Below are 25939 nucleotides of genomic sequence, written 5' to 3' on the forward strand. Positions count from 1 at the left end.
CAGCACAGCGGCGACAGGTCCCGGGGTCACGCCCGCCGCGACGGCGGCGGGGAACACCGTGAACCGGCGCCCGCGCCGGTACCAGCCACCGTGGTGAAAGCGAATCACCAGCGTAGTGAAACCCGGACCCTGCAGGATGGGAACCGTGGGCGTCACCGGCCGGAACTTCCCCGCGGCCACGGTTGCGTCCCAAGCAGAGCGGGCTACGCGCCCTGAACGGGAACACGGCCCTGCGGGTTGGAGGACGGCCATCCCGCACGGGCCGAGTCTCCCCGTCTTTCACTTTTCTTTCGGCGCTCCCGCGCGGCGGCGCACCACGCCACCTCCACCCACGCACCGAGTGCCTCTCGTACCCTTCGCAGTGGTACTGGGACCGGGTTACGCTTTCACCCGGCCACCGCTGCCCGGGACGGGCCACGGCGGGCAGGACGCGGCCGAGACGAGCACGGACGCGACACGGCGCTCCAGCGGTACGCCGCACGCCAGGAAGGAGCCGCATGCGGCCGAAACACGACACCACAGCCCCGGGCGGCAGCAGCGTGGGGTCCAACGAACGCGCGATGGTGCGCTCCCCCACGGAGCTGCGCAACACCGGAACCCACGACATCGACCGGTTGTCCACCCTCGACATGCTGCGCGAGATCAACGCCGAGGACGCGACGGTCCCGGGCGCCGTCCAGACCGTGCTTCCGGAGATAGCGCGGGCTGTCGACACGGCGGTGGAGACGTGGCACGCCCACGGCACCATCCACTACTTCGGGGCGGGCACCTCCGGGCGGATCGCCAGTCTGGACGCCGTGGAGCTCGCGCCCACCTTCGGTATCCCCTCCGACCGGGTACGGGCCCACCACGCCGGCGGGGACGCCGCGTTGGGCAACGCCCTGGAGGGAGCGGAGGACGACCCCGAGCTCGGACGGGCCGACGCCGCCGAGGTCGCGGCGGGCGACACGGTGCTGGGACTCACCGCGAGCGGCCGCACCCCGTACGTGGCCGGGGCGTTGCGCCGCGCCGGCGAGGCAGGGGCCCGGCTGGTGCTGGTGAGCGCGAACCCCCGGGCGGAGCTGGCGCCCGAGGTGGACGTGCACATCGGCGTGGACACGGGCGCCGAGGCCATAGCCGGCTCGACCAGGATGAAGGCGGGAACCGCGCAGAAACTCGTGCTGAACGCGTTCTCCACCGGCGTGATGGTGCGGGTGGGGCGCACCTACTCGAACCTCATGGTCGGCGTGAACGCGACCAACGCCAAACTCCGCGGCCGCATGGTCACCATCCTCGTGGAAGCCACCGGCATGTCCGAGGAGGAGTGCGCCGACGCGCTGGACCGGTCCGGTGGTGACACCCGGGTGGCGCTGGTGGTGCTGCTGTCGGGCGTGGACGCCGACACCGCCCGCTCCGCGACGGAGGCCGCGGACGGCCGGGTCCGGGAGGCGCTGCGGCGCACCGGCGCGAACGCCGGCTCCTGAACGGTCGCGGAGTGTCGTTTCTCCGCCCGGAGGGAACGCGTGGCGGGCGCGGCGCGTCTCCCACGGGTATGCGAGGAGTGTGGCGAAAGCGGCGGTTGTGGTTGGCGGTGGTGGCCGGGTTGGTGGTCCTCCTCCCGGTTCCCGCCGTGTGGATGTCGGTGTCCACGGCGGGACAGCGCTACTCCGCGGACGATGTTCCGCACCGCCCGGTCACCCTCGTGCTGGGGGCGGGGCTGGAGGAGGACGGGACCCCTTCCCGGTTCCTCGCGGCACGGTTGGACATCGCCGCCGAGCTGCACGCCGCGGGCAAAACCCGGGTGGTGCTGGTCAGTGGGGACAACAGCGCGGAGTCCTACGACGAGACCGGCGCGATGCGCGACTACCTCGTCCGGGCGGGTGTCCCCGGGGACCGTGTGGTCGCGGACCACGCGGGCTTCAGCACGTGGGAGTCGTGCGCGCGGGCCCGGGACGTTTTCGGGGTGGACAGCGCGACCGTGGTGACGCAACGGTTCCACCTGCCGCGTGCGGTGCGGTTGTGCCGGACCGCCGGGATCGACACCGTCGGGGTGGGCGACCCGAGCGGGCAACGCCGCCTGCCCACGACGGTGTACGGTTACGCACGGGAGATTCCCGCCGCTGTCAAAGCCACCGCCAGTGTCCTCCTCCAGCCCGAGCCGACGTTCCCCGGCCCCGAGGAGGATGGCGTGGAGGACGCGCTGGAGTCCGCTCCGTAGGACGCCGCCCCGCCGCGTTCGCATCCCGGCAGGGCGGCCGGCCGCTCGTGACCCCGAGCCGGGAGAGGGTGTGTGGACGGTGGTTCTGGCGGTGGTGGCACCGTCGGTGTGGCTGCGCGCCGCGAGCGCCCGGCGGGTGAGCGCGGAGGACGACGCGCCGCGGCGCCCGGTGGCGATCGTGCTGGGGGCCGGCGTGGGGCCGGACGGCCCGTCGGTGCTGCTGCGGCGGCGGTTGGACATCGCCGCGCGCCTGTACCACCGCGGCCGGGTGGCGGTGGTGCTGGTGTCGGGGGACAACCGGTCCTGTTCGCGCCACGAGACGGACACCATGGCGCGCTACCTCGCCGACCGCGGCGTTCCCCCCGCGGTCGTGGTGGCGGACCCGCACGGCTACCGCACGTGGGACACGTGCCTGCGGGCGCGCCACGTGTACGGGGTGGAGCAAGCCCTCGTGGTCACCCAGTACTTCCACCTGCGTCGGGCGGTGGTGCTGTGCCGGGCGGCCGGGATCGACACCGTCGGGGTGGGCGACCCCAGTTTCGGGGTGCGGCCGCGGGTGACGGCGCACGGCTACCTCCGGGAGGTCGGCACCGCTCCCGGTGCGGTGGTCGACGTCGCGACGAAGCGGGGTGTGGACCGTGCGGGCCCGCCCGTGGAGGAGTTGCGTCAGCTGCTCGCCGGCCGACGCGGCTCGGCCCCGGCGGAGGAGGAGCGTTGACGAGGACCGGGTTTTGGCGACCGCCCCCGGATGAAGTGAAGAATGGGAACCATGGACGCGACGACAGGTACCGCCGGCCCGTTGCAGGGCGTGGACGACATCGACTGGGGCGCGCTGGCGCCCGAACGCGGCTCCGAGATCCCCGAGCTGCTGCGCGGCGTGCGGGGCGGTGACGATCCGGCGCGGAGTGTCGCCACCCTGTACGACATTCTCCGTTTCCCCGGTGCGGGCTATCCGGCCGCGCCGACCGCGAGCGGTTTCCTGGTGGACATCGCCTGCGATCCGGAGACCGCCGACCCGGGGCAGGCGCTCAGTCTGCTGCTGGAGCTGGTCGCGCCCACTGCCGCGGACCATTTCCCCCGCCGCCTCGACCTGGAACAGTGGCGCGCGGACGTCGCCTGGGCGGGCTCCACCGACGTGGAGACCGTGCGGGGGCAGTACCGCACGTGGCGGGACGAGGCCGGCGACGAACAGCAGTACCGCAGGATGAGTTCCCGACTGGACGCGGTGAGCCGCCCGAACGGCGTCACGCTGCTGGAGGCCGAGCTCGCCACCTACGACGCGGTCCGGAAGCGCGTTCCGGAACTCGTCGCGCTGCTCACCGGCCGGGGGAACCGCCGGCGGATCGCGGGGTCGGTCCCGCCGGCGGAGTGGGTGTGCTACCTGCTGGCGTTCCTTCCCGACGCCGAGACCGCCCAGCGGAGTGTCACGGCGATCACCGCGGCCTCCTCGCTGCTGCAGCCGCCGTCCCGGAACCAGCAGCAGTCACCGCGTGCGGAGGAGAGCGAGCCGCTGTCGGCGGAACTGTTCGCACTGGGGGCGCTGGCCGGCCCGGAGGACGCCACGGTCACGGTCGCCCTCGCCCACCAGATGACCTCGGGGCACCTGTACAACACGTTCGCCGCCGCTGTCGCGCTGACGGTCATCCACGGCTCGCGGGTGCCGTCCGAGTGCCTCACCCGGATCGCCGAGGGCGGCAGGACCCGGGTGGGCTACCACGGGCTGTTCGAGGACTCGTGGCCGCACTGCGGGGAGATCCAACCCGAGGTGCTGGGGTTCCTCGCGTTGGAGCGCGGCGGGGAGCGTACCCGCCGCACCCGGCTCGACATGGCGCCCGACGTTCTGGCGCACTCCGAGGACGCCGGCAGCGGCATCGCCGCGGGGGCGGCACTGGACATGGTGCTGGGGCCGCGAACGGCCGCGCGCACTCCCGTCCCGGAGGAGAACGCCGAGCTGGACACGGAGACGCTGGAGGTGCTGTGGGCGATCGCGGAGCTTCCGGAGCCGGTGTGGACCGAGTCCGACGTCGGTGCCACCGTCGCGGCGTGGGGGTTGCCCGGTGACCGTGCCGAGTTCCGCGCGTTCGCCGGCGTGACCGACGGCGAGGAGGAGAACGACCGGGCCGCTGGGGACAACGGCGGATCCGGGGACGAGGGCCGGCAGCCCGACACCGCCGGTCCGGCGCGTTCCGGAGGGCTGTTCGCGCGCCTCTTCGGCGGAGGTTCCTAGGTCCTGTTCTCGGGCGCTGTCCGCGCGGGAACCAGCGCGTGGCGGCGGTCAGTTGATCGGCCACCGCCGCGCCACGTTCCCGGGGTGTTTGTGGAAGAGTTCCTCGTTCAGGTCCAGCGCTTCCTCCCGGAGCTCGGCTTCCCCGGTGTTGTCCGTCCTGTCGATGGCGGAACGCAGGTAGGCGACCACGGTGTCCTCCGGTGCCCCCCACACCCACAGGATGCGGGCCAGCAGGATCTCGCTGCGGATCTGGCCCACGTGGTTGTCCATGTTCTGGTAGGCGGCGTACGCCCGCTCGGCGTGGTCGCGGGCCTTCCTCAGCCAGTCGCGCGCCCGTGACGAGGCGGTGATGGAGCCGTCCTGGGAGTCGAGCCGCATCGTGGCCTGGAACAGTTCCCGGGCGGCGATGCGGTGGCTGCGCGCCGCCCACCAGGTGTCCCCGAGTTCGTCGAAACCCGCGACGGCCGTGGCGAACGCCGCCGCGCTGTCCTGTAGTTTGCGCCTGCGCGCCTTCCGGTCCCGGGCGAGTATGCGCCCCAGGGTGAGGTAGCCGCGGTACACGCCCCACTGGTCGCCCATCCGTTGCTGGGAGCTGATCGCCTCCCGCAGCATCGCGGTGCGGCTCCCGGCCGACCACTCCCGGCGCAGGGCGAAGAACCGCAGCAGCCACGGGGCGCGTTCGTGGTTGAACTCGGACTTGGCCCACTCGGCGTAGGACCCCAGGACCTCGCGGGTGAGCTCCTCTGGGGTGGCGCGCCGCTGGTGGAGGTCGCGGGTCCGCTCACCGGCGAGGGGGCCGCTGTCGGGGCCGCCGCGGTGCGCCAGACGCCCCGCGAGGAGGCGGAGCCGGTAACGCAACCCGTCGCGGCGCGTGTTGAACACCAGGTCGCACTGTTCGTATTGGGCCTCCAGCTCGTGGGTGTCCAGGGTGCCCATGGCTCGCAGGCAGCGCGCCACGTACCACTGTTTCCCTCCCTCGTGGAACCGGTCCCGCAGGTCCCGCAGGGTGAGCCAGGACTCCAGGTGCCGTCCGCGGCGCGCCAGCACGTCGGCCAGCAGCAGCCGCGCGAGGTCGCGCTGGTCGGGGTCCCCGGTGTCCTGGAAATCCTCCTGGGCCCGCTCCAGCAGGTCCTGGGCCACGGTGTAGCGGCCGAGGTAGGAGTAGACCTCGGCGATGTCGCACCGGGTGCGGGCGCGCCACCACTGATCGTCGTGCTGGGCGAGGACGCGTTCGGTCTGGGTGAGGATCTCGCGGGCCCGGTCCAGGTCGCCGCGGCGGTACAGGCTGACTCCGAGGACGCGCCACGCCCGCGCGTGCCAGCGCGGGTCGGATCCCAGCTGCTCGAAGATGTACTCCGCCCGTTGGGCGAACTGGACGCTGCGGTCGTAGCGGCCCTGGTTCCCGCACAGTTCCGCGTTGTCCAGCATGGCCATACCGAGCGCGTGGGGGTCGCTGCCCGCGGCGGCCAGGTCGCACTGGGTCTGCACCGCCTGGCCCCACTCCTCCCAGTGGGTGCGCACCACCTGGCACATCGCCGACACCGCCCGGGAAAGCCGCCACCCGATCTGGATGTGGTTGTCCACCTGGGCGACGAAACAGCACCCCAGCAGCATCTCGCGTTCCCGGGCCAGCCACGCGCGGGGGTGCTCGGGAGCTTCCAGTTCCAGTGCGGACACGGACGGCAGCGGGTCCAGGCGCGGTTGGGGGAAATCCTGGTCGGAGCGGCCCAGGGTTTCGGCCGCCTGCTCCGCCAGCCAGGTGTAGGTCACCAGCAGGCGCCACATGGCGCGGCGGGTCGGTTCCCTCCCCCAGGCTTCCTCCTCCACCTCCGACAGTCCGAGCTTCTCGTGGGGCTGGGCGAGCACCGCTCCCCGAACGAGCTGCGGCATCCGGTACCGGTCGACGCCGTCCTCGGCGTGTCCCAGCGGTTCGAGCAGGAACAACCGCTCCAGGTCGCGGATACTGTCCTGGGCCTGGCCGCGCGGCACGTCCAGCAGCGCCGCCGCCGTGTAGTCGGACAACTCCTCCAGACCGTTCGTGGCCATGCGCCACAGCAACAGGCGGTCACGGGCGCTGCACACCTGGAACACGCCGATGAAGGACTCGGCGAACCCCGCCGGCTCGTCGGGCCGCAGCAACGGGTTCTCCTGCTCGGTCTCGCGGAGCTGCTCCAGCAGTTCGGACGTGGTCGGACCGGAGGGGCGGTCCAGCCACCGCCCGCACATCCCCAGGGTCTGGGGGAGGCCGTGGCAGTGCTCGATGATCTCGCGGCGCAGCTCGCGCTCCCGGGACCGCTCGGCGGAGGAGCCCCGTGTGGGGGCGTGCCTCTCCAGCAGCTCGGCCCCCTCCGCGACGTCGAACCCCGACAGGGGGATGCGCGTGTAGTCCATGCCGTGGTGTTCGAAGTCGCCGCGGCAGGTCAGCACCACGGCGCTTTTGGGGCTGTTGGGGATGAGCTCGCCCACCTTCTCGGGATCCTCGACGTTGTCCAGCACCAGGAGGATCCGTTTGCCCGCCGTCAGGGCGCGCCAGGCCTCACCGAGGCGGCGCCGCGGTGCGCGGGGGGTGGAGTCGAACGTCGCCAGCAGGTCGTTGAGCAGGCTCCGCACAGTGCGGGGCGCGCTGGAGCCCAGCCGGGGCCCCTGGTCAGGGATGCTCTCCTGCTCCGGTGCGCGGGAGCGCCCCCCGTTGATCCACTCCCACAACCGCAGGGAACGGGGGCGGTCCTGCTCCTCCTCCGCGTGTGTCCCCTCCAGTTCCAGCTCGGCCGGGGCGAAGTGCTCCTTGTCGCCGCACATGTCCCGCCACCGCACACCGTCGGGGAACCGGTCGGCGACCTCGTGGGCGATCCGCAGGGAGAGCCGGGTCTTTCCCGTCCCTGTGGGGCCGGTGATCGCGATGATCAGGGCCGAGTACCGGTTCTTGCCGCGCACCATCCAGGACGGGCGGCTGAGTATCCTGCGCCAGCCGCTGCGGGGGAACGCGGCGAACAGGCGGCGCAGCAGGGCGCGCTCGGCGCTGTAGCCGACGTTGGGGCCCTGCAACGGCGGAAGGTCACTGTGCGGGTAGGCGGGTTGTGCCGCGGTGGCTTTCCGCTGGCCGGAGCGCCACCCCCGGTCGATGGCCACACCCGCCAGGGCGCTGCCGAACGTGCCCGCGACGCTGGACAGCCAGACGACACTGCGCGGCAGGTCCTCCAGGACCTCCGGCGACATCTCCAACCACGCCGACACGGCGACGCACAGCGCGGCCACCACGAGTGCCGAGACGGAGCCGATGACGCGGCGGCGGGGCTCCGGCGGCGTCACCGCGGCCGGACCTTCCCGGCGCCGCCCGACCCACGCTTCCCCCGTGGGTGGGCGGCCGGAACCGGGATGGCGAGGACGCCCCTCCCGCGCGCGGGCGGACCCCGGTGCTGCGGCATCGTTGCGCTCCCCTGCTCCGCTGGTTGTGGCCCCCGCGGTGTGGCAGGGGCGCGTCCGGCGTCGTGCGTACCGTCGCGCCCTATGTTTTGCAGATTCCTGACCCGTTGTCCACCCGTCGATGAGGATCTCCGGCTGACCTGGCCGGACGCCGCCCCCTTGGCCGCGGTCGCGGTCCTGAGGCCCCTCAGTCGATACTCAGGGCGATCTTGCCGCGGGTGTGGCCCTCGGCGCTGCGGCGCTGGGCGTCGGCGGCCCGCTCCAACGGGAACGTCTCGGCGACCTCGACGGTGACCTTGCCCGCTTCCACCAGGTCCACGAGCGCGGCCAGGTCGCTCGGGTCCGGCCGGACGAACACGTAGGAGCCGCCGATCCGGTTCACGGCGGGGTCGGCGACGGAGGCGATGCGTCGTGCGGGAACGCCCAGTTCCCGGCTCTGGGACACCGCGTCCCCGCCGACCAGGTCCAGCGCCGCCGTCACCGGTGCGATGCCGCCCACCCGCTCCGCCAGGCCGGGGCCGTAGGTCACCGGTTCGGCTCCCAGGGAACGCACGTAGTCGTGGTTGGGTTCGGAGGCGGTTCCGATGACACGGGCTCCCAGCGAGTGCGCGACCTGCACCGCGAAGGAGCCCACCCCGCCGGCCGCCGCGTGCACCAGGACCGTGTCGCTTCCGGTCACCCGCAGGGCGTGCACGAGGGCCTGGTAGGCGGTCAGTCCCGCCAACGGCAGGCTCGCCGCCTGGGTCCAGTCGAGGTTGCGGGGCTTACGCGCCAGTGTCCGCACCGGGGCCGCGACCTTCTGCGCGTAGGTGCCGTTGCGGACAATGTCCTGACGCACGTACCCGATGACCTCGTCCCCGGGGGCGAACTCCGGCACCGCGATTCCGGGTTGTTCCACGACCCCGGCGACGTCCCAGCCGGGGATCACCGGGAACCACGCCTCGATGAGGCCGTCGAGGTACCCCTCCCGCAGTTTCCAGTCCACCGGGTTGACCGACGCGGCACGCGCCTGGAGGAGCACCACGTCCGGTCCCACGGTGGGTTCGGCCACGTCGGCCGTTTCCAACTGTTCCGGGCCGCCGTACTGCCGGTACACGATCGCTTTCACTGTCCTGTGTCCTCTCCGATCGACACTGTGCCTGGCCGGTGTCCGGGAGGGGATCTTCCGCACGGGCCCTCCCGGACACCGATTGTGTCGAACAGCGGGGACACCTCCCCGACCATTCCGCCGCGTCGCGCGATTCGCGGCGGGTCCCCGGCGGGTACGTCCCCTGGCGGACAGACACCGTCCAAAGGTGTGAAAGGACCGGCCGGTTCCGGCCACCGTGTCACTAGCATCGGTTACAAACACGGGAAAGAACGGTGAGCGTACCGGCTTTCGCGCGTTGGGCGCGTACCGAGCTAAGGAGGCTCATGCCCCTGCTGGCCATCGACGCGACGTGTCTTCCCCAATACGACAAGCTCGACCGTCCCACCCGGGAACGGCTGCTGTCCGTGACCCGGAAGTTCCGCGAGCTGCCGCTGGAGTCCCTCCTCTCCCACCCCGACCTGCGCATCAGTTCCCTGCCGGCGGGCCAGGACCCGCGCATCCGCACGTTCCGCATCAACGACGCGTGGACCGGGGTGATGCTCGCCCCGGAGTCGGGGGAGACCTTCCTCCTGGTGCACCTCCTCCCCCGGGAGGCGGCGGAGGACTGGGCCCGCGACCAGCGCCACGACGTCAACGGCGTCATGGGCACGCTGGAACGCCGCGACGCCACCGCGCTGCAGCGCGCCAACGAGGACGGCTCCCCCGCGCCTGCCACCGTTCCGTCCTCCGCCCATGCCCCCGGCACGCCGGTGGCCCCCTCCGGCAGCCACCCCGCCCCCGCTGCCGGTGCCGACGCCCCCGCTTCCGGCGCCTCCGCTCCGCTGGACCACGTCAGCGACCGTGACCTGACCCGGTTGGGGGTCGACGCCGAGGTTCGGGAGTTCTGCCGCACCCTGGACAGCGCCGCGCAGCTGCACGCCTGGGCCGCGGCCCTGCCGCAGGACCAGTACGAGGTGCTGCGCGCCCTCGCCGAGGGGCACTCGGTGCAGCGGGTGCGGGACGAGGTGGTGGTGCCGCGCCGCCCCGCCGTCGGGACGGTCTCCCCCCGCGACTACGACACCGCCATCCGCAACACCCGGGAACGGGTGGTGGTCGTCAACGACGACCAGGAGACGCGGGACACCCTCGCCGGGGAGTTCAACGCCTGGCGCATCTACCTGCACCCGCAGCAGCGCGAGCTCGCCTACCACCCGCGGTTCGGCGGCCCGGCCAAGGTGACCGGCGGGCCGGGGACCGGCAAGACGGTGGTGGCCCTGCACCGGGTGAAACACCTGGCCGAGCACCTGCCGCTGGACGGCCGGGTGCTGCTCACCAGTTTCACCAACGCCCTGGTGGAGTCGTTGCGGCGCAACCTCGCGCTGCTGCTGCCGCCGGAGCTGCTGGAGGACGTCGCGGTGGTCACCACGGACAAGCTGGCGCTGGACACCGTCCGGGAACACCATCCCGAGGTCCGGTTGCGTACCGACACCCGGGGAGTGTTCGCCAACGCGGTCCGCCACCACCAGCTGCCGTGGCCGGCCGACCTCCTGTTCTCCGAGTACCGGAACGTCATCACGGCCCAGGGCATCACCACCCTGGAGGACTACCTCGCCCCCGAGACGCGCCGGGGGCGCAGCGTTCCGCTGGACGAGGGCCAGCGGCGCGAGGTGTGGCACGCGATCAGTGAGGCGCGCACCATGATGCGCAACAGCCAGGCGCTTCCGGCCGAGGAACTGCACACCGAGGCCGCCCGCATCCTGGAACAGCGCCGGGAGCGCCCGTTCACCAACGTCGTCGTGGACGAGGCCCAGGACCTGCACCCCGCCCAGTGGCGCACCCTGCGGGCGGCTGTCCTGCCGGGTCCCAACGACCTGTTCATCTCCGGCGACAACCGGCAGCGGATCTACGGCAACACGGTCTCGTTCCGCCAGCTCGGGATCGGCGTGGTGGGGCGCTCCTACCCGCTGCGGGTCAACTACCGCACGACCGAGGAGATCCTCACGTGGGCCGAGGGGATCATGCGCGGCCAGACGGTCACCGAACTGGGCGAGACCGTCCCCGAACCGCCCGGGGTGGCGCGGTGCGTCCTGCGGGGGCCGCAACCGGAGCTGTACGGCGCCCCGGACGAGCCCGCGGAACTCGACGCGCTGGCCGACCGGGTTCGGGGGTGGCTCGCCGAAGGCATGGAGCCGGGCGACGTGTGCGTCACGGCGCGCACGAACCGGCTGCGGGACTCGGTCGCCGCCCACCTTCGGGCGCGCTCCCTACCGGCCGCCATATTCAACCCGCGCGAGCACGCCGTCACCGAGGCGACCCACGCCGTCCGCGTCACCACGATGCACGGTGTCAAGGGGCTGGAATTCCGGGCGGTGGCGGTCTCCGGGGTCACCGCCACCGCGTTGCCGCAGATGGACGCCGTCACCAGCCCCGAACTGGACGAGCGACAGCACCGCTCGGACCTGGACACGCAGCGGGCGCTGCTGTACGTGGCCTGCACCCGGGCGCGGGAGCAGTTGTACGTGTCCTGGCACGGGGAGCCCAGCCCGTTCCTGCCTCCGGTTCCGGACGGGCCGGTGTCCGGTGCCGCGGCGGAGCACGGGGCCGTGGCCGCCCGTTAGGACTTGGCGAACACTCCCCCGCACTCGTACACCCGCTGGTTGAGCCGGGACGCGCCCAGGTAGGGGGCGATCTCGGAGGCGACCTCGCTCAGCTGCGGCTGGTCGGGGTCGGGACGCCAGGTGTTGACGTCGACCAGCCCCGGATCGACCGGTTCCAGGTCGGCGAGCCAGGGGGCGAACCGGGCGGGGGTGCGGGTCTGCCACGGCATGCCGAGGTCGGTGATGACGGCGGTCATCTCGTCGGCGGATTCCTGGTCGTCGGCCACCACGTGGGAGATCGCCAGGTGGCTTCCGGGCACCACCCGCTCCAGGGGGCCGCGGATGGCGCGGTAGGCGTCGTCATCGCCGGGGATGCAGTGCGGGATGCTGAACATCAGCAGCGCCACCGGTTCGGAGAAGTCGATGAGCCGCGTGACGTCCGGGTCGGACAGGATCTGGTCCGGGTCGGTCATGTCGGCGGTGACGACCGTGGTGTTGGGGTTGTCGGCGAGGAACGCGCGGCCGTGCAGCAGCACGACCGGGTCGCTGTCGACGTAGACCACCCGGGAGTCGGGCCGGAACTCCTGGGCGACGTGGTGGACGTTGCGCTCCGTGGGGTATCCGCTCCCCAGGTCGAGGAACTGGCGGATTCCGGCCTCCTCGGCGAGGTAGCGCACCGCCCGGTACAGGAACATCCGGTTCTGTCGCGCGATGTCCAGGCACTCCGGGAACGTCTGCAGCACGGAGTGGATGAACTCCCGGTCGACGGCGTGCGTGTCCTTACCGCCGAGCAGGTAGCCGTAGGCGCGGGAGGCTAGGGGGACGTCGGTGGGGATATCGGCCGAGGTGGGTACGGAGCTCGTTTCGTTCATAGCCCAATCGTCCAAACCGAGGGGGTAGGCAGGCGTCGCTGTTTTGACTGCGGCGGCGGCCGGAGGACCGGAACCGTCCAGTTCCGGGATCAGTACACCAGAACGGCTGCCATGGCCGACAACGGCACTGGTGAGCGGGCTTCGCATCCGATGGACGCGCCACGCGCGGGTTGGTGCCCGTGTTCCGGAGCCCCGTCGCGGCCCGGGGCGGGGCGTGCGGGTCCAGAAACCGAGGGTGGGTTACTCGTCCCTGGGCATGGGGGCGGGTTCGGCCTCCTTCATGCGCTCCTCGGTCCAGTAGCTCTCGGCCGAGGACGGGTCCTGGGTCACCTCGTGACTCGTCGTCTGCGCCTTGGGATCGGCGGTCCAGGAACCGGCGTCACCGTCCTCGGTGAAACGCAGTGCCATGATCCCTGCGGCGACAACGGCGACTCCCGCCGCCAGTACGACCGTGCGGAGCGTGGAGCGGCGCATGGGGTCGGCCTCCTCGACAGACGCGCGGAACAGGGTCGGGCATGGCCCGGCTCTGTCACCGTACCGGACGCGGTGCGACCGGGACCATACCCGTGGCTCCCGCGCGGTTACGTAACGTCGCCCTGCTCGTCGAACATGTCCTTGACGGCATCCCCGAAGTAGGGGCTGCGGTTCCAGTCGTCACTGGTGACGGTGCTGGTGACCCCGTTCACGTGGCCGAGCCCGCTGCTGTCGTCGAACTCTCGCAGCCACGGTCCGCCGCTGGCGCCGCCGCCGAAGCCGCACTGGAGCTCGAGGCGCCCGTCGGCCGGGTTCACCCGCTGGGTGGTTCCCTGGCACCACCACTGGATCTCGCCGTTCTCCTTGTTGACCGGGTACCCCAGCACGGTCACGTCCTGGCTGCGGTCGTAGTTCCAGCTCAGTCCGTGCCCGCCGGTGACGTTGACGAGCTTGTCGCCGTCCTGGGGCCAGGTGGTGACCATGGCGACGTCCCACTGCAGGTTGCTGTCGTTGATCCACCCGTTGAAGGTGCGGAGCTGCTTGGCGTAGAACGTGCCGTGCGGGCGGTCGCCCTCCCGGTAGCGCGGGACGTAGGTCCAGTTCTCCATCCAGGTGCCGTTCTCACCGCCGTGCACGCAGTGGCCGGCGGTGACCACCATCTGTTTGGAGGAGCTGTTGAGCGCGCTCGCCGAGCACATGTAGTCCTTGCCGTCGCTCGGATTGGTGTAGAAGACCTTCCCGGCCGCGTCCGACTCGGTGACCATGGTGCTCGGCCCGTCCCCCTCGGGCTGGGAGGACGGGACGGAGCCGGGGGTCCCGTCGGTACCGGTGGAACGGCTCGCCGCGCCGGAGCCGGCTTCGGCGCCCTCGGGTGGGGACGCGGGAGTCGCCTCGCTCATCCGTTCCGGCGTCCAGTAGTCCTCCATCCGCTCGGTGGATTCCGCGGATATCCCCGTGCCGTCGGAGAACGTCGCCTCGGCCCGTGTCGTTCCGGAGGGGTCGGGGGTTGCGGGCCCGGCGGAACCGGGGTCCGCCGCGGCGGGGTTCACCATGGCCGCGACCAGGAAGAAACTCGCCGCCACGGGAAACAGCAGATAGCGCATTACACGCACGTTCCCACCCTTTCAGGGAATCGTCGGTCGACTACGGCGAACACCAGGGAAGATCATCATTCCATTCCTGGGGGTTCGTTCGCCGGGATGGGCCTATCCGCGCGTGCCGCACCGGAAACCGGGATTCCCGCAGACCTAACCGGACAGGAAAAGGGGCCTATCCCCGGCGCCAGTAAGTTGCGCCACCCAAACCGGACACTAATCCCATCGCGGATTATCCGGCATTGCAGCGCACCCGTTTCGCCTGTTCAGCGAAATTCCGCGACGGCATTGCCATGTGCGTCCCTGCCCCGGACCGTCACGAACGCGCGCCGCCGGGAACACGCACCAACGGCCCGTGCGACCCCATCAGGGTGTGGAAGTGCCGCACCACCCGCTCCACCGTCGGGGCAACCGGGTCGCGGTGCGGGACGAACCGGGACCGGTGACCGCGACGCCGCTGCGATGCCGCGCCATCCGCTCACTGGTTTCCGCGGCGGTGTCACCAACGTTCAGTCCTCATACAGCCAGCAGGGATAGGGAATCTCGCACGCGAAGAGCTTACGCCCGGTGATAGCCAGACCCTCCGGGTTCCGCGCCTGACTCGGTGGATCATCTCTATTCCCGGGCCACTGCCGTTGGTTGGGCAGCATCCGGGTCGCCACCCAGATTCCCGGCGGGATCTCTCCTGCTCATCGGCCGTATGGTGCGTACCTCCGCCTCGCTGCGAGCGGACCGGTACGCAAACCGGTGTGGCCGATATCGGCCACGGGGCCGGTGTACGGGTGCGTGCGGTCGCACTGATGTCTGATGTGTCGGGATAATCGGCCGTGCCTGTCTTGGCCCTGGTTCCTCCGGCATGCGGGCGCGCCGTCCTCCACCCCGCCCGGGAACGGATGAGGGCTGGGGCAGGACTCCCCCCATTGATAGCGAGGTTGTGTAGTGAGTGGTGACAAGCCGCCTCTGGTGAATCCGGACGAGATCCCGTTTACGGACCTGGCCCCGGAGTACCTGGAGACGGTCGCCCGGAATGTGAAGGACGACGGCGGCAACATCGCCGACTCCGGAAACACCATCCGCTCCACCTGGCAGGGCCTGGGCGAGGTGTATTCCGCTCCCGAATCCGGGCAGCTGCTGTCGGCCGTGGACCGGGTCGCCGAGCTGGGTGACGACATCAGCGACGCCCTCACCTCGGTGGCCGATGCGCTGGTGACCTTCGCCGAGGAGGGCGGCAAGGCCAAGAAGGAACTGGTGGCACTGCGGGGCGAGGCCCGCGACTTCCTGGAATCCATCGAAGCAGAGGGCGAGGACTGGAACAAGGATGAGGACGCGGTGGCCGAGCACCGCGACCTGCGCGGCCGGATCAACGCGGCGATCGTGGCCTACCAAGAGGCCGAGCGCAAATGCGCCAACGCGATCACCAGCCTGTTCGCGGGCGGGACCACGTTCGTGGCCGGCAACGCGCAGGAGCCCACCCCCTGCCGGGCGGGTGAGCAGGTCTACGGGCTGGAGGAGATCCCCGAACAGGCGTCCATGCCCTGGGGCGGGCCCCAAGCGGTGGACGCGCCCTTCTACGTCGACGCCGCCGCCGGAGCCCACGACCTGTGGTTGGGCAACGTCCGCGAGGCCGGCAGCATGCTCGGCGTCCACCGCGACGGCGACTGGGGCGTGGAATCCGGCGGGGAGTGGCTGGCCAACGAGAAGGCCTACTGGTACGAGACGTATCAGTCCACAGCGGCACTGACCGGGCTCTACACCCCCCGCGACGCCACCTGGGGTGTGGACTCGGCCGGGGAGTGGGCGGCCAACGCCACCCGGGTGCGGGTGGAGATGGCCCATGCCATGGTGCCCTGGAGGGAGTGGGACGAACGTCCCGGCTACGTCATCACCCAGGGCGGAGCCAACATCAGCACCGCCATCGGCGGGGCGGTGCTGGGCGCCACGGGCGTGGGCGCCCCGGCCGGAGCCGCGCTGGCCTCCCGCGCGGGCCTCCCGCGCGGGCCTCCCGCGCGGGCCTGCAAGGGCTGCGGGGGCTGCGCGGCGCCCACCCGGAGGCGGGAGACCTGCCCGCCCGCCCCGACGCCAGCACCGGTGCGGAGCATGCCACCACACCCCAGGGCGATACACCCCGGTCCCGGCCCGATGCGCTGTCTGACCGGCAAGCATCCCCCGACGGGAGCGAGGACCCCACCGCGGAATACGTGCAGCGCATCATGGGCCAGCTCGACCTGGACTCCCAACAAGTCGGACTCAAAGCCGCCCTGGACAAACACAAATCCCTGCAACACGAACTCGCCATGGCCGGCGGAGGCGGTAGCGGTCATATGCCCGATACCGGCCCCGGGATCGGAGACAGTCCTCAGGGAGCACAACCGGACACTCCCACACCGACGCGAGACACAGGTGCCGGTTCTCCCAGCAGCGGCGATAATGGCCATGGTCCTACCCGGGATGGCGGCGCATCATCCCCTATGGACGGTGGTTCCGGTGACGGGATAGGCAACCGTGGCCCTGGTTCCGTGGACCTCTCCCCGCGCACTGGCAGCGGGGACGGTTCCCAGAACGGTGGTAGCGGTGGTTCTTCCCACCACGAAGGAACAGGTACTGGGGACGGCCGAGACCACGGTTCGGGGCGTTCCTCTCCTGAGGAGACCGTCCGGCGGCAGGTGGAAAAAGCCAACACCGACCCGGAGTGGTTCGAGAAATACTACAAGAGCAACGGTCACCGGCGGGATACGGCTTTCCTCGACGAGAACGGCAACACTCTGCCCCAACTGACACGGGCCTCGGAGGGCGATCCCTGGATCTCCAAGGACACACTTCCGCCGCCGGAGAAGCCGGATTACCTCGGTGAGACCGAATACGGGGATCGGGACCATGCCTCACCCGGGCAGCGCGAGGAACTAGACCGGTTCGCCCAGGAGCGCCGCGAGGCAATCGATAGGGCCAATGAGACGAAGAGCGATCTAAGGGAGAGCGAGAATAACCATCCTGAAGGGCTGAAGACGAAGGATGAGCACCCCACCGTCACCGAGAAGCGTCAAGAGTACGCATCGGCTCAGCATGACGCGACGAAGAAATCGGAAGCGTTCGGAGAGAAGGTCGCCGAACAAGCGGTTCTTGAACGCTATCCTGACGCGGAGAAGGTAGAGATACCGGACACCGCCCCCAAGAACGGAAACGACCAGTTCGACCAGATATGGAAAACTAAAGACGGAAAGTACATCGTCGTCGAGGCGAAGAGCGACGCTTCCACACCACTCGGTGAGCGCACGATCAAAAATGAAAACGGAGAGCCAAAACGAACATCACAAGGAACAAGAGAATATTTTGACGATACACTTGAAAAAATGAGAAACCGAGGTGCACGAGATACGAACAATAAAACCGAGCAAGACATAGCAAAGGAAATAGAAAGAGCAAGAAAGAAAGGAAAAATTGAATACGTAGAAATAAAAGGAAATCCAAAAAATGAAAAATATAATGGATACAAATATAAGAAATTCAATATAAATTAGGAGACATAATCAATATTTATATACCTCACCACGAAGAAAAAAATATCCCCGCATACAAAAAAAACGTAGAAAAAAATTACAATTTTTGCAAGGAGAGTTTCGAGGACCTTGAAGAGCACCCGAAGTCCATCAACTCAACTCTGAGTGAAACACTTCTGTACGCCCGCATGCGTACGGCGCTCGATCCGACCTCCCGCTATGTAGAGACCTGGGAGGCCTGGGTGGCGGCCATGCAGGTGTCCTACGCCCTGTTCGCCTCCTCGGTCTTCGAGGAGGGCTCCACGGTGACGTGCAGGATCGACCACGAGAACCGCACCCTCCCCACCACCGGCCCGCAGTACTACACCAACGCCAGCAACTGGATCACCGCCTTCTACCTGGCCACCATCTGCCGCGAAAAGGAGCGCAAACAGTGGCTGTGCCGGATCCCGGTGGAACTGCTGCGCCAGGCCGGACAAAGCGAAGGCACCGTCTACAACGAGCACATCTACCACTGGATCGGAGCTCTGCAGGCCTACACCCGCGGAAACGAGCAGAGCCGCCTCACAGACGAGCTGACCTCGGCCATCAAACTCTCCCACCCCGACCGCGCCCAGGTGGGTGACGCCGAGACCCTGAACAAGCGCGTCTTCCCCCCGATGGACCTGTTCCGCCTGTTCATCCAGCGCAAGATCACCGAGTTCAACGAGTCCCTCGCCAGTGCGCTACGGATGCACAAGGAGTACTTCACCGCCACCGAGGAACGCGCCGAGGACATCGACGGGGTGGTCGCCCTGGGGCCGTTGGCCATCGCCTGCATGGCCTACGACGCCGGCTACTGGGACCCGGAATTCCAACTCGAGGTGGAGTCCGAGTACATGCCCAAGCACCTGCTCGAGCGCAGCTGGTACGGAGAGTTCCCCACCTGAGGCCGCACTCGCGCGCCGGACCACCCGTCGAGCTTGCCGTGAGTCACGTATCGCACTGTGCTGAAACGTGGTTTTCTGCGAGCGCGAGGCAGCAGGTTGCCACCTCTCCCGTATCCCACGGGGTACCTTCGAACATCTTGTACTGATACGTTGATACAAGAGCAATACAAAAAGGATGGTGGGACCCATGCCCGAGTGGACGGCGGTCGCCGTCGTGTTCTTCCTGATAACGATGTGCCTGTACCCGCGCACCGGCGAGTCCGGTCGGGTGACGGCGCAGAGGACGTCCCTGCGGCGGTTCCTCCGCAGTGCGGGACTGCCGCGTTCGGAAGGGGACGCCTGGCTCGCCGAGCGACTCGGCCGACGCGAGCGGGCCGCGGCGATCAGCTCACAGGTTCTGCTGGTGCTCGCCCTGGCCTGCGGCCTGGCAATACCGGCGCTGCGGGACTCCTCCTGGTGGGCTCTGGCCCTGATAGGCGCCGTCTGTACGGGCCGCGCCGTTGGGCCGCTCATCGCCGCACTGCGCCAGGCACGCGCGCCGCTGCCCACGGACGCTCCCCGGGTGGCGCGGACCGCCCGGCCGCACGTCGGCGACCATGTCGCCTGGCCCGAGCGGGCCATCAGCGCGGCCATGGCGCTGGCTCCCGCGGGGGTCACCGCAGTCGCGGCGGGGTGCGTACTCCTGGGGATGGCGGAACCGAGCACGATCGCCTGGAGCACGCTGGGCGTTCTCTCCGTGGCCGCCGTGGCGGTTCCGGTGCTGGTGTCCTACCTCGCCGCGCTGCTGGTGCACGCGCCCCGGCCCGCCACCTCGCAACAGAACCTGTTCTGGGAGGACGCACTGCGGGCGCGCACGCTGCGGGCACTCTACTGCCTGGGCGGCACGCTCGCGCTCTCCCTCGGCATGGGAGCGGCGATCGTGTTCGACTCCGCAGTGACCGGGGGGTGGCCCGAGAACCCCGTGCGCGGTGCCGCGATCGGGACAATGCTGGTGTTCCTGGTGCTGCTGCCCGTCTACTCCGGTCTGGCGGCGGGGGCCGCGCCGGGACAGCGCTTCCGCCAGCGGTTGTGGTCCTCCGGCCTGATGAAGGATGCCGCGTGATCATCACGGTTGACCCGCGTTCGTACCTTCCGCCGTTCGAGCAGGTGCGCGACCAGATCCGCGGCCGCGTCGGCACCGGGGAACTTCCGGTGGGGTCCCGGCTGCCGCCGGTGCGGCGGCTGGCCGCCGACCTGGGGGTGGCGCCCAACACGGTGGCGCGCGCCTACCGGGAGCTGGAGCGGGAGGGGGTGCTGGACGGCCGCGGCGCCCGGGGAACGTTCGTGGCGGCACCACCACAACAGCCGGAACGGACCGCCGAGCCGCCAGCGTCCGGCGAACCGGGAGGCGACGTGCGGAACTCCGTCCGTGACCTGGTGCGCCGCGCCCGCGATACCGGCATGGACCGCGCGGCCGTGCTGGCCCTGGTGAGCCGGGAGTGGGACGCGGCTTCGGTGACCGCCGGGGAGGAGCACCGGTGAGCGAAGGCAGCACGGTTCACCGTTCGGTGCTCCCTACTCGTGGACGGCGCAGGTTCCCGGGTCGAACTCCGCGGCGGTGATCCGTTCCATGAGTGACCGCGCGTCCGGATAGGTCGGTTCTATCTGGCGGGCGAGGACCACCACCGCCACCGCACGGGCTCCCCTGCGTTTCAAACAGTGCGCGGCCGACTGGACGCGGGCACCGGTGACCCACGTGTCGTCGATGAGGAGAACGTCGGCGTTCTCGATACGGTCCCCGACTTCCGCACCGCCGGGAAGGGTGAACAGCGCCGTGTCGAACTCCCGCTGGTTCGGTGCCGCCTCCGGGGTGAGGGCGAGGTCGATGCGTTCCAGCGGGATCTTGTGTGCGAGCAGGGATTGGAGGGGGTGGATGGTGTCCGGTCGCCGCGTGCTGGGGACGAAGCAGACGTGGGAGAAGGAGGACACACCGGAGGCTCGTTTCACGCACGCCAGGTGCCGTTTGCAGAAGTCCCAGAAGAGCGCGAAGAGACGTTTCCGCATCTCGTCAGTGTCCGCGAGGGACTGCTTATACTTGGCGAGGTCGTCGGCGTGCTGGCCGTCTTTCGTGCGGTAGGTGATGGGCACGGCCGTGTCGGCGACGAGCACTCCCGCCCGCCCGCGCGGTCTTGTTGCAGGCGACACAGAGGATCGCGCCCGAGGCGGGACCGGCCGCGGCGGTCAGCGAGGTCAAGGCGCCAACGGCGGTGGTGATCGCCGTCATCTTGCCGACGTCGCCGACGCAGTCGAACCTGCTGATCAGGTTGTCGAGGCCGCGGGCGGCGCGCTTGACGCCCTCGTCGAACCTCTTCGAGTCGATTCCCAGCTTGACGAGCAAGCTTGCGACGGTGGCCATACGGAAACACCTCCCGCAGGCGGTGGCGAATAGTTAGAATCACACCAGGAATAAACAGGACTTGCTCTGAGTAGAGGGAAATATGTCAGAGTTGAATATCAGGAAAGCTATCGACAAAATCTCCCAAGGAGAGATTCGCATCCCTGCGTTTCAGCGCGGATTCATCTGGGACGAGAATCTTGTTGCCCATCTAATGGATAGCATCTACAAACAATACCCTTTTGGATCCATTATTTTATGGAGAACGAAAGAGCAACTAAAAACAGAAAGAGCTCTCGGAAATTTCAGACTCCCCGACATTGATCCTGACTATCCGATCGACTATGTACTTGACGGGCAGCAACGACTTACCTCGATATTTGGTGTATTTCAAACAGACATAGAACCTGATGTGCCTACGGAGTGGAATAAGATCTACTTCGACATGCAAGCTGACGAGAGTATGCAAGAATCCTATTTCTTTGCCTTGTATGATGATCAGGCTGACCCGCAGCGCTACTTTCCCATTGGGGCATTTTTTGACACCGTAAGGTATCGAAATGCGACTAAAAACCTGGAAAGCCGCGAAGCTGAACTTATCGATAAAGTTCAAGAGCGGTTTAAAGAAGCGACTATCCCGGTGCAGTCAATCGAAACCGATGACCGTGCGAAGGTGGCGATTGTCTTTGAACGCGTTAATAGGCTGGGGATTGAGCTTGATGTATTCCAGCTGCTCTCAGCTTGGACTTGGAGTGAAGACTTTGATCTGCGCACCAAGTTCGACGAACTGGCTGAGGAACTAGAACCATTCGGTTTTGGCGCTGTTGGCGAAGATACCAATCTTCTCTTGCGTTGTTCCGCGGGGATCGTGTCAGGAAACCCAGCGCCTGAAGCTATCATGGGACTGAACGGAGCCATCGTACGTGAAAATTTTGAAAAAATTGTCAACGGCATCCGTGGAGCCATTGACTTCGTCAGGAATAATATTGGCGTCGAAAAACTCAATAATCTTCCCTACCCGACACTTCTCATACCACTTTCCTACTTTTTTGCAGTAGAGGGCGAGAGACAGGTTGCAGTTAATGACGACCAACGAAAATCTCTACTGAAGTGGTTTTGGCGATCGTGCTTTTCTCGGCGATTCAGTGCTGGTGTATTCACCAACCTTCGCCGCGACTTGGAAGAAGTCAAGAATCTGAAAATCCACGGAAATTCCGAGCTTTCCGAAATTCCATGCACAGTCGATTCCGAATTCTTCTCTGAAACCAGTTTCAGTATCCGTTCCGTAAACACGAAAACCTTCATCCTCATGCTTGCGCAACTTGACCCAATGAGTTTCGTTAGTGGAAATCGAGTCAACCTCAAAGAAGTACTAAAAGAGTATAATCGAAATGAATTCCACCATCTTTACCCTCAGAAGTTCTTGAAACACCTAGGGTTTTCCCCTCGACATATCAACCGACTAGCCAATTTCGCTTTTATGTCGCGAGCCGACAATCGAAAGCTCGGAGGGGACCGCCCGAGCATCTATAGGCAGTGGATTCCTAGTAATTACCAAGAGATCATGAAAGCTTCCGCTGTCCCAGAGAGGGCGCTATTCGCTGACGATTACGAGGAGTTCATCGAGAAGCGATCTGAGATGCTTGCCGAAATAGCGCACAACTTGCGGGACAATGGAATGGTTCGCTTGTAATTCCGGTGTAAAGGTGATGCTTGTTCTGTATTTCCTGGATAGGCAAGGGGTGTGATGTCAGTTAACTTAAAGCTACTCATTCCCTCCCAATGCGGCATTGGCCTCCCGGATCGCCGCCCACATCTCTTCCTCGGACTGGTAGTCATCCCAGTGCGGCAGAAGCTTCTCAGGGTCAATGCACGGCCCCGAAGTTCTCGCGTTATGGCGGTGATGCGCTGATCCACGGTATCCGGTGCAGTTGCAGAGCTTTGTCCGGACCGGTGTGTGCGCGGCGCCTGGAAGCGAGGTTGGCCCACCCCGCGGCCGCAAGGGCCTGGCGGGCGATGTCGGCCAGGCACCCAGCACCACCGGCAGCGCCCCGGTGCGGGCCCGGCGCGCGTCCTCATTCCAGGTCACGTCCCGGATGTGGTGAACGGCTTCGATGGGCCAATGCCGGCGCAGGCAGTCCGCGAGTTCGGCGGGCCGTGCCGATACGGCGGGTACGGCGCCCGATGAGCAGTACCTGGGCGGCGTGAGGAAAGCGATGCCCAGACCGTCGGTGGCCAGGACCTTGATACGGCGCCGCTCGAAGCGGTCGCGGTTGCGCTGCCACCCCTCGTCGTGGGCTAGCCCACCTGCTTCCAGGGCAGGCCGGCCAGGCGCGCGTGCAGTGCGGCCCGGTTGGTCGTGACGTAGAAGAGGTAGTGCGCTGCGCGCCGGTGCAGGTAGGAAGCGTGGGCCCGCACGGTGTGCAGCGCGTCGGCCGTGATCAGGCACCCGGCGAGGTCTTCGTCAGCCAGGCGGTCCGGGGCGCCGGTGAACGCCGCGGTCTCGGTGTGCTTGGCCCCGGTCGCCTGGACGGTGGTGACCACCGCGTCGCTGTGGCGGGCCAGGTGGAACACCCCGGCGCGGGTGCCGTCACTGCGGCGCGAGCCGTGCATGGCCGTGCCGTCGGCGGCCAGGCAGGCCTGGCGCGGCCGACTCACGGGAGCGCTGCGCCAGCGGCGGTGCTCGCGTTCGGGCACGTCATCGAGGGTGCGCCCGGGGTTCTCACGGGGGACGGGGCCGGTGTGGGCGGCGATCGCCTCGGCGTGGGCGGTCCCGGCCGCCGCGAGGGTGTGGGGGGTCGAGGTCGGCCAGGAGGCCGGCGACGGTGCGCTCGGTGGGCACCGGCACTCGGTCGGTGACGGGGTCGAAGCGCAGGCCCAGCCGTATCAGCAGGGTGTCATCGGCGCGGCGGGCCCATTCCACCGCGGCACTCGCCCAGACGACCATGGCCAGCACTGCGGGCAGCGGGTAGCGGATGCCGTTCGGGGGTCGGGCACGGCGGCGAGGTGGTCGAGCAGGCCGGTGAGGGGTTCTTCTGCGGTGTCGGACGCAGCGCAGGCATGGGTGCGAGATGATGTGAGGGTGGGCATGGCGCTTTCATGGATCGTGTTGTCTCAGCAACTCCATGCTCCAACGGCGCCATGCCCGTTTTCTCATGCCGCGATTCGCTCATTCCACCCCACTCCGCTCGTTTCAGGCCTGCCGGCACACCCCAGACCCATCGCGAGAACTTCGTGTTCGTGCGAATCCGACTGCAGTCTCGCGTGTTTTCCGCAATCGAGGAAACATGTTCCGAGGAGTACGATGACATCCCCCAGAATCACCGCTGTCCTGCTGCTACCTCCGAGGGGATTACTCCCTCAACCGCAACTACTCCTGAGCCCACACCGACATCATCATCGCCGACGGTTTCCGACTCCGAACTCATAGCTCAGTACGAAGAGCGTTGGCCAGGGGCCGAAGAGTTCTTGGAATCCGCCGAGGAGAACGGGTGGAATGACTACGCCGCCGTATACCACGACGACAACGGTGAGCGCTCCATCATCGCTGAACGGCACAAGGCCCTCAGTGATAGCCTGGTCACCATCGAGTCTTACCGTGAAGCAGCGGATGACCCCACGGATCTCCGCCGGGTTATCGAGTCCGATATCAAAACTGAGGACGAACCCGGTATTGGGAGTGGAAGATGAACTACCAAGCTGTCGAACTTCTCGCTCCTGACCTGCAAGACAAGGTTGACGCCGCCGTTGACGCTCTGGAGAACGGATTCGCCGACGGTACCCACATCGTGGGTGAGGACATCCAACCTGGCACCTACACCGCCACGGCATCTTCTGGTACCACCTTCAGCGATGCTTACTGGGACCGCGCATCCACCTCTGGTGACATCCTTGCTAATGACTTTGTCACCTCTGCACAGAGCGTCACAGTCACTATCTCTTCTTCCGACGGCCAGTTCACCAGCCGTGGTTTCGGGTTCTGGGAGCAATCCAGCTAATAACGCCGTGATCTGACAGGGTGGCTTATTGGTGCCCTAGTCAAACGCTCCTGGTCGCTTTCGCGGCTCGGCAGGGACGATCTGCTGGCACTCGTTGAGGTTGGCGACTGTCCGGGGACTATCTCCGCGCTGAAGGAAGCCGGAGTGGAGCGCCCCCTGGACGAGCACCAAGTGCGGCGCTGGACCTCGTGGCGAGGCTGGAGCGTGCTGCCCATGCTCGCCTATGCCTTCCTGGCGGTGCTGCGTATTCAGGCGCGCGCCGTGAGCGGTGCTACCACGGAGATAGTCCCGCTGAGCTGCGTCGTCACATCAGACCCGGTCTCATTCAGTCCATCACAGCGCCAAACTGTGCTCGAACCAACCTGATCACGACTTACGGCTGGAGCACTAGCGCGCAGTTGGATTACTAAATTTAATATCCCAGCGCACAAGAAAATATTTACTTTCAGCTACTTTTACTACCCTATGTGGTTGAGTGATCCATGCTTAATTTATATGGTTTTCCCGCATCTGAAGATGCGATGGAACGAAGCAATATATTGGATGGAAAATGAATAAAAAAGTAGGTGTATTTTTCGTTAACATCATTGCTGCTGTTGGTGTTCTCCTCACCGGCACGGCGGGCGCCCTCCTTGCCGGAAGCCCTGCGTATGCTAATTCCAGTAATGACCAGCCGGCAGAGGTTCGCCCCTACATATTCTGCGAAAACCCGGAAACGGGTGCCCCATGCGGACCCGAAGGGTACTCTCTCCATGCCCAGCTTAGAATGACAGAAAAAGATATAAGTGAGACTGAAGTCGAGAATACTATGTGGGATTATAGTGGCGTGGCGTACAAACAATCCAACGGCAAGTGGCGCTATCCTGGGGATGATATCGTTGTAATAGCTAATGACAAAGGTTGGGTTGTAACAGTCTGGAGAACCTAGCAAACATGGAAAACCCGGAAATAAGTCGCGACTCTTCGGTAAATGCTGCTTTTGTCAAATTTTCCGAAAAACAAGATGACGAGGGAATTGAATCATTCCCCATAGAACGAAGCAATGGAGACGTCATCGCTCTCGTTCATTTTACCAATTCCGGAAAATTGTTCGGATTAGAGCTTTTAGAGGCTGATACGCAGCTTCCATTTTCTTGAGATTCGAACGTACTTTGGGCACCCGTCCGGAGTCTCGTGTGTCAGAGGCCCCCG

23 protein-coding genes are annotated in these 25939 nt (G+C 67.3%); 15 read left to right on the forward strand and 8 right to left on the reverse strand.

Annotation, left to right across the window (positions count from 1 at the left end; genetic code table 11):
* The first annotated feature begins 560 nt into the window (after positions 1 to 560).
* From FHX37_RS12100 to FHX37_RS12115, 4 genes are all read left to right on the forward strand, one after another.
* Positions 561 to 1463 carry an N-acetylmuramic acid 6-phosphate etherase gene (locus FHX37_RS12100; protein ID WP_246062390.1) on the forward strand — a complete coding sequence of 301 codons (903 nt, stop codon included), beginning with the start codon at positions 561 to 563 and terminating at the stop codon, positions 1461 to 1463.
* A gap of 68 nt (positions 1464 to 1531) precedes the next feature.
* Positions 1532 to 2197, forward strand: coding sequence for a SanA/YdcF family protein (locus FHX37_RS12105; RefSeq protein WP_141923989.1), 666 nt, complete (start codon positions 1532 to 1534; stop codon positions 2195 to 2197).
* Positions 2198 to 2267: 70 nt separating this feature from the next.
* Positions 2268 to 2915, forward strand: coding sequence for a SanA/YdcF family protein (locus tag FHX37_RS12110; RefSeq protein WP_246062257.1), 648 nt, complete (start codon positions 2268 to 2270; stop codon positions 2913 to 2915).
* A gap of 51 nt (positions 2916 to 2966) precedes the next feature.
* Entirely contained in the window at positions 2967 to 4424 is a 1458-nt protein-coding gene (locus FHX37_RS12115) for a hypothetical protein (RefSeq protein WP_141923991.1), read from the forward strand.
* A gap of 48 nt (positions 4425 to 4472) precedes the next feature.
* Here the strand turns inward: FHX37_RS12115 and FHX37_RS12120 are convergent, their stop codons facing one another.
* Entirely contained in the window at positions 4473 to 7733 is a 3261-nt protein-coding gene (locus FHX37_RS12120; RefSeq protein WP_141923992.1) for a tetratricopeptide repeat protein, read from the reverse strand.
* Positions 7734 to 8034: 301 nt separating this feature from the next.
* Positions 8035 to 8955 carry an NADP-dependent oxidoreductase gene (locus FHX37_RS12125; protein WP_141923993.1) on the reverse strand — a complete coding sequence of 307 codons (921 nt, stop codon included), beginning with the start codon at positions 8953 to 8955 and terminating at the stop codon, positions 8035 to 8037.
* 305 nt (positions 8956 to 9260) lie between these two features.
* On the opposite strand from FHX37_RS12125, the gene FHX37_RS12130 reads away from it, so the two are divergent.
* A complete protein-coding gene (locus FHX37_RS12130; RefSeq protein ID WP_141923994.1) occupies positions 9261 to 11534 on the forward strand; it encodes a UvrD-helicase domain-containing protein in 2274 nt (757 codons plus the stop codon).
* Here FHX37_RS12130 and FHX37_RS12135 read toward each other — a convergent pair.
* The 3 genes from FHX37_RS12135 to FHX37_RS12145 all read right to left on the reverse strand — a co-directional run bounded on the left by FHX37_RS12135 (position 11531) and on the right by FHX37_RS12145 (position 13962).
* Complete coding sequence (locus FHX37_RS12135; protein WP_141923995.1) at positions 11531 to 12385, reverse strand: SAM-dependent methyltransferase; 855 nt, start codon at positions 12383 to 12385, stop codon at positions 11531 to 11533. The genes FHX37_RS12130 and FHX37_RS12135 overlap by 4 nt on opposite strands.
* Before the next feature lie 240 nt (positions 12386 to 12625).
* Positions 12626 to 12859: a hypothetical protein gene (locus FHX37_RS12140; RefSeq protein WP_141923996.1), complete on the reverse strand. Its 234-nt coding sequence runs from the start codon at positions 12857 to 12859 to the stop codon at positions 12626 to 12628.
* Positions 12860 to 12966: 107 nt separating this feature from the next.
* Positions 12967 to 13962 carry a trypsin-like serine peptidase gene (locus tag FHX37_RS12145; protein WP_211351813.1) on the reverse strand — a complete coding sequence of 332 codons (996 nt, stop codon included), beginning with the start codon at positions 13960 to 13962 and terminating at the stop codon, positions 12967 to 12969.
* Positions 13963 to 14892: 930 nt separating this feature from the next.
* Here FHX37_RS12145 and FHX37_RS12150 point away from each other — a divergent pair.
* The 5 genes from FHX37_RS12150 (at position 14893) to FHX37_RS12170 (ending at position 19897) form a co-directional block, all read left to right on the forward strand.
* On the forward strand, positions 14893 to 16449 hold the full coding sequence (locus FHX37_RS12150; protein ID WP_141923998.1) for a hypothetical protein: 1557 nt from the start codon (positions 14893 to 14895) through the stop codon (positions 16447 to 16449).
* A 20-nt stretch (positions 16450 to 16469) separates the two neighbouring features.
* A complete protein-coding gene (locus FHX37_RS12155; protein ID WP_141923999.1) occupies positions 16470 to 17468 on the forward strand; it encodes a hypothetical protein in 999 nt (332 codons plus the stop codon).
* A gap of 167 nt (positions 17469 to 17635) precedes the next feature.
* Positions 17636 to 18376, forward strand: a complete 741-nt coding sequence (locus FHX37_RS12160) for an immunity 49 family protein (RefSeq protein ID WP_141924000.1) — start codon at positions 17636 to 17638, stop codon at positions 18374 to 18376.
* A gap of 187 nt (positions 18377 to 18563) precedes the next feature.
* The gene (locus FHX37_RS12165) at positions 18564 to 19478 is read left to right on the forward strand and encodes a hypothetical protein (protein ID WP_141924001.1); all 915 of its coding nucleotides are present in this window, start codon (positions 18564 to 18566) and stop codon (positions 19476 to 19478) included.
* Positions 19475 to 19897 (forward strand): GntR family transcriptional regulator, encoded by a 423-nt coding sequence (locus FHX37_RS12170; protein WP_211351814.1) that lies wholly within the window; start codon positions 19475 to 19477, stop codon positions 19895 to 19897. The genes FHX37_RS12165 and FHX37_RS12170 overlap by 4 nt, the downstream gene beginning before the upstream one ends.
* 33 nt (positions 19898 to 19930) lie before the next feature.
* Here FHX37_RS12170 and FHX37_RS23235 read toward each other — a convergent pair whose 3' ends face one another.
* Together FHX37_RS23235 and FHX37_RS12180 are read right to left on the reverse strand one after the other, a co-directional pair.
* On the reverse strand, positions 19931 to 20503 hold the full coding sequence (locus FHX37_RS23235) for a hypothetical protein (protein ID WP_211351815.1): 573 nt from the start codon (positions 20501 to 20503) through the stop codon (positions 19931 to 19933).
* Entirely contained in the window at positions 20445 to 20771 is a 327-nt protein-coding gene (locus FHX37_RS12180; protein WP_141924002.1) for a hypothetical protein, read from the reverse strand. The genes FHX37_RS23235 and FHX37_RS12180 overlap by 59 nt, the downstream gene beginning before the upstream one ends.
* Before the next feature lie 82 nt (positions 20772 to 20853).
* On the opposite strand from FHX37_RS12180, the gene FHX37_RS12185 reads away from it, so the two are divergent.
* Positions 20854 to 22443 (forward strand): DUF262 domain-containing protein, encoded by a 1590-nt coding sequence (locus tag FHX37_RS12185; RefSeq protein ID WP_141924003.1) that lies wholly within the window; start codon positions 20854 to 20856, stop codon positions 22441 to 22443.
* A 605-nt stretch (positions 22444 to 23048) separates the two neighbouring features.
* Here the strand turns inward: FHX37_RS12185 and FHX37_RS12195 are convergent.
* Positions 23049 to 23447, reverse strand: coding sequence for a hypothetical protein (locus tag FHX37_RS12195; RefSeq protein ID WP_141924004.1), 399 nt, complete (start codon positions 23445 to 23447; stop codon positions 23049 to 23051).
* A gap of 567 nt (positions 23448 to 24014) precedes the next feature.
* On the opposite strand from FHX37_RS12195, the gene FHX37_RS12200 reads away from it, so the two are divergent.
* The 4 genes from FHX37_RS12200 (at position 24015) to FHX37_RS12220 (ending at position 25885) form a co-directional block, all read left to right on the forward strand.
* The gene (locus FHX37_RS12200; protein WP_141924005.1) at positions 24015 to 24440 is read left to right on the forward strand and encodes a hypothetical protein; all 426 of its coding nucleotides are present in this window, start codon (positions 24015 to 24017) and stop codon (positions 24438 to 24440) included.
* A complete protein-coding gene (locus FHX37_RS12205) occupies positions 24437 to 24748 on the forward strand; it encodes a hypothetical protein (RefSeq protein ID WP_141924006.1) in 312 nt (103 codons plus the stop codon). The genes FHX37_RS12200 and FHX37_RS12205 overlap by 4 nt, the downstream gene beginning before the upstream one ends.
* A 550-nt stretch (positions 24749 to 25298) precedes the next feature.
* Entirely contained in the window at positions 25299 to 25676 is a 378-nt protein-coding gene (locus tag FHX37_RS12215) for a DUF4258 domain-containing protein (protein WP_141924008.1), read from the forward strand.
* A 5-nt stretch (positions 25677 to 25681) separates the two neighbouring features.
* Positions 25682 to 25885 carry a hypothetical protein gene (locus FHX37_RS12220; RefSeq protein ID WP_141924009.1) on the forward strand — a complete coding sequence of 68 codons (204 nt, stop codon included), beginning with the start codon at positions 25682 to 25684 and terminating at the stop codon, positions 25883 to 25885.
* The last annotated feature ends 54 nt before the right edge of the window (positions 25886 to 25939 follow it).

Origin of the sequence: Haloactinospora alba (assembly GCF_006717075.1) — a bacterium.
Classification (GTDB): Bacteria; Actinomycetota; Actinomycetes; order Streptosporangiales; family Streptosporangiaceae; genus Haloactinospora; species Haloactinospora alba.

Coding starts and splice junctions, on each gene's coding strand:
- FHX37_RS12100 (WP_246062390.1), top strand. CDS start 561: ATGGTGCGCTCCCCCACGGAGCTGCGCAACACCGGAACCCACGACATC.
- FHX37_RS12105 (WP_141923989.1), top strand. CDS start 1,532: ATGCGAGGAGTGTGGCGAAAGCGGCGGTTGTGGTTGGCGGTGGTGGCC.
- FHX37_RS12115 (WP_141923991.1), top strand. CDS start 2,967: ATGGACGCGACGACAGGTACCGCCGGCCCGTTGCAGGGCGTGGACGAC.
- FHX37_RS12130 (WP_141923994.1), top strand. CDS start 9,261: ATGCCCCTGCTGGCCATCGACGCGACGTGTCTTCCCCAATACGACAAG.
- FHX37_RS12135 (WP_141923995.1), bottom strand. CDS start 12,385: ATGAACGAAACGAGCTCCGTACCCACCTCGGCCGATATCCCCACCGAC.
- FHX37_RS12140 (WP_141923996.1), bottom strand. CDS start 12,859: ATGCGCCGCTCCACGCTCCGCACGGTCGTACTGGCGGCGGGAGTCGCC.
- FHX37_RS12145 (WP_211351813.1), bottom strand. CDS start 13,962: ATGCGCTATCTGCTGTTTCCCGTGGCGGCGAGTTTCTTCCTGGTCGCG.
- FHX37_RS12160 (WP_141924000.1), top strand. CDS start 17,636: ATGCGTACGGCGCTCGATCCGACCTCCCGCTATGTAGAGACCTGGGAG.
- FHX37_RS12165 (WP_141924001.1), top strand. CDS start 18,564: ATGCCCGAGTGGACGGCGGTCGCCGTCGTGTTCTTCCTGATAACGATG.
- FHX37_RS12180 (WP_141924002.1), bottom strand. CDS start 20,771: ATGGCCACCGTCGCAAGCTTGCTCGTCAAGCTGGGAATCGACTCGAAG.
- FHX37_RS12185 (WP_141924003.1), top strand. CDS start 20,854: ATGTCAGAGTTGAATATCAGGAAAGCTATCGACAAAATCTCCCAAGGA.
- FHX37_RS12205 (WP_141924006.1), top strand. CDS start 24,437: ATGAACTACCAAGCTGTCGAACTTCTCGCTCCTGACCTGCAAGACAAG.
- FHX37_RS12215 (WP_141924008.1), top strand. CDS start 25,299: ATGAATAAAAAAGTAGGTGTATTTTTCGTTAACATCATTGCTGCTGTT.
- FHX37_RS12220 (WP_141924009.1), top strand. CDS start 25,682: ATGGAAAACCCGGAAATAAGTCGCGACTCTTCGGTAAATGCTGCTTTT.